This window comes from Neorhizobium populisoli (assembly GCF_019430945.1).
GTDB lineage: Bacteria > Pseudomonadota > Alphaproteobacteria > Rhizobiales > Rhizobiaceae > Neorhizobium > Neorhizobium populisoli.
Window position 1 is genome coordinate 1 of record NZ_JAHYCB010000049.1, and the last position, 2,896, is coordinate 2,896.

The 2,896-nt window shown below is 53.7% G+C and carries 1 protein-coding gene and 4 pseudogenes; all 5 read left to right on the forward strand.

Annotated features, from left to right (window positions below; translation table 11 throughout):
• Positions 1-111, forward strand: a pseudogene (locus tag KX729_RS33350) (IS630 family transposase); the annotation flags it as partial.
• Between the two features lie 72 nt (positions 112-183).
• Positions 184-452 (forward strand): annotated as a pseudogene (locus tag KX729_RS33355) (integrase core domain-containing protein); the annotation flags it as partial.
• 310 nt (positions 453-762) lie between these two features.
• Positions 763-1,272, forward strand: coding sequence for a transglutaminase-like cysteine peptidase (locus tag KX729_RS34820; RefSeq protein WP_376776126.1), 510 nt, complete (start codon positions 763-765; stop codon positions 1,270-1,272).
• Positions 1,273-1,547: 275 nt separating this feature from the next.
• Positions 1,548-1,697: pseudogene (locus KX729_RS33365) on the forward strand (integrase core domain-containing protein); the annotation flags it as partial.
• A gap of 123 nt (positions 1,698-1,820) precedes the next feature.
• Positions 1,821-2,546, forward strand: a pseudogene (locus KX729_RS33370) (IS5 family transposase); the annotation flags it as partial.
• Between the last annotated feature and the right edge of the window lie 350 nt (positions 2,547-2,896).

A 2,896-nucleotide genomic window follows, 5' to 3' on the forward strand; every position in this document is an offset into this window, starting at 1 on the left:
GCAGAGAGAACCGTAACAGGACTGTGGGACAGGATCGGAAAGAGCATAGAACTCATCGAGCCAAAGGAAGCCCGAAACTACTTCAGTTCCTGCGGATACGATCCAGCATGAAAGGGAACCGCTCTAATGCAAGCCAGTTCCGTCATTGCGAGAAGGGTAGCACCCAACTTGTCGCATCGGGTGGCCATCCTCAAATGGTGCCAGGAGACCAAGGTCGAATGGCACTACATCGCCCCCGGCAAGCCGATGCAAAACGGCTTCGTCGAAGCTTCAACGGCAGCTTCCGCCACGAGTACCTCAACGAGACGCTGTTCTCGTCGCTCGCTCAAGCCCGCGCCGCAATGACTGCATGGAAGGAGGATTACAATACGAACAGACCGCACTCGTCGCTGGGCAATATCAACCCCAGCGAATTCGCAATGAAAATGGCTATGGAAAAACAGGCCGCATAAGGCCAGATTACAAACTCAAGACTCTCCTGAAAACTGGAGAGAAGTCGGGCCTCAGGTCAGCAGGCTCGGCCAGAGTAGCACGTTTTGAGCAATCACAAATTCAGGTAGATGTTTAAAATTGTATCGTTTGATGAAACGGTACTGCGATAGGGAGATGATAGATATGCTTCCGTCTACTCGGAGGCATCTTATGCAGTCTAGTCGTTTAATAGTGATTTGCGCGGTATTGGCGTCTTCGTTTTTCCCCTCGAGGGGATTAGCAGCAGGCCCGGGCTCGGCAATTCGAAATCTACAAACTGCCATCGAGCGGATGAGAGAGGGCAGTTTCACTCTAGCGCCTTTTGCAGCGGTCAAATTCTGTCTAGCAAATCAGGGCCAGTGTGAAGACACAGGCGGTGACCAAATAGTTAACCTCACTGAAGAGCGCCGGCAAGAACTGCTTTCAGTCAACAGCGGCATCAATCGAGCCATAAAGCCAGCAAATGATGCATCCGGCACGGATGTTTGGAGCCTAGACGTGGCTGTGGGTGACTGCGAAGATTATGCTCTTACGAAGAAAAAAAATCTTCTTGAACTTGGGTGGCCTTCGCGAGCGCTCCGCATTGCCGTGGGAAGAACTCGGTCAGGCGAAGGTCATGCTGTTCTTGTTGTAAAAACCTCTGCCGGCGATCTCGTACTTGATAATCGGTCATCAACTATTCGTGAGTGGACCAGGACAGATCTCCGATGGATTTCGATGCAGTCAAGCCAGAACCCTAAACTCTGGGTTAGCATTAACGCCCAATCAGTTGATGCTGCAAACAATTACAAGCACTGGTAGATAATGCACTAGAACGGAGACCTCGCGATTGCTTCGATAAGAGGAGACTCGCGGCGTCCTGAGGTTCATATCGCTGGTATTTGAAGCAGTTCATGCTGCCACCGCCAAGATGTGAGAAAAGGCATCATCGGAGGGCCAACGAACCGCCCGTAGTGGCCTTTCGGTGAGCCTCATTAGCGATGCCTGACGCAGCGCGCCCATCGTGGATACGCACGTGAGGCCTATCGCCAAGCGTCAATGGAGCAGGTCTACAGTAATCCACGAGCGCCGTCGGCAACCGTTATGCCAATGTGCGGGTAGAGAGCTTCATGAAGACCCTAAAGGTCGAGGACATCTACCCCGCAGGCTACGAAACATTTACTGACGTGGCCGAACACTTGCCCAGTTTTATCGACCAGATTTACAATGCAAAACGGCTGCACTGAGCCCTTGACTACTGGTCGCCAGCAGAATTCGAACTCATTTCGCCCAGCAGGCAGCTTAGGCAATGTCCCCATAACGGGGTTCATCTTATTGACCGGTGTGTGATTCAATCGCCTTGAAAGGAGATTGGCATGCGCCGTCACGAATTGAGCGACGAAGAATGGGCCTTTATTGCACCTCTTTTGCCGAACAATAGCCGTGGAATTGAATCGATGACCGCCGAGTAATCAATGGCATCCTGTGGCGTTTCAGGACTTGCTCATCTTGGCGCGATGTGCCGGAGCGTTATGGCCCACGCACGACGCTTTACAATCGGTTCTCCCGCTGGCGCAAGGAGGGCGTCTGGGATCGCCTTCTGGACGCCGTTTCAAAGCGTTACGATGGAGACATCGTAACGATCGACAGTTCCTGTGTTCGCGTTCACCAGCATGGTGCCAACGCTAAAAAGGGGGCTCTGCCGATCCTTGCATGGGACGTTCGCGTGGCGGCCTGACGACAAAAATCACACTCTTGTCGATGCAGATGGTAGACCAGTTCGGCTGGAGCTCACCGCCGGCCAAGCCGCCGATGCACCGATGGCTGAAAAGCTGTTGAGCGACCTGCAGCCCGGCGCGACGATCCTCGCCGACGAGGCCTATGACACGGACGAAATTCGTAACTTGCCAAGCCACGCAAATGCTGGGCGAATATCCCCGCCAAGGACCAATCGAAAGCAGACATGCAGCTTCAGCCGCTGGGTTTACCGTCAGCGCAACCTCGTGGAGCGGTTCTTCAATCGTATCAAGCAGATGCGCGGCCTTGCGACGCGATACGACCGGCGCGCTGATAATTACCTCGCGCTCTCAAGCTTGCCGCGACGAGGATGCGGATCGCTTCAGCTAATGAGTCCGTGGCCTAGTTTGAAGCGCCTCGCTGGCCCAGCCCGAGGGGTTCACTCCACCGAAGGGTCACCTCTCAGCGGAAATCGACACTGTAATGCCATACCACCGCATAACTTACGGCATATTGGTTACCCCGTGGGCCCTTGATTTGTCAAACAGTGACCTGATCCTGTTGATTCTTATGCCCGACGGAACTTATACCAACCGTCATTGATCAGAACCCTTGTGCCCAGTTGCGCCTTCCGATCGACATTATCTTCCACGGTCGGTCCTGCAGTGTTCGCCAAGCGTAGCAGCAATGATCGACGATATCCTCGTAT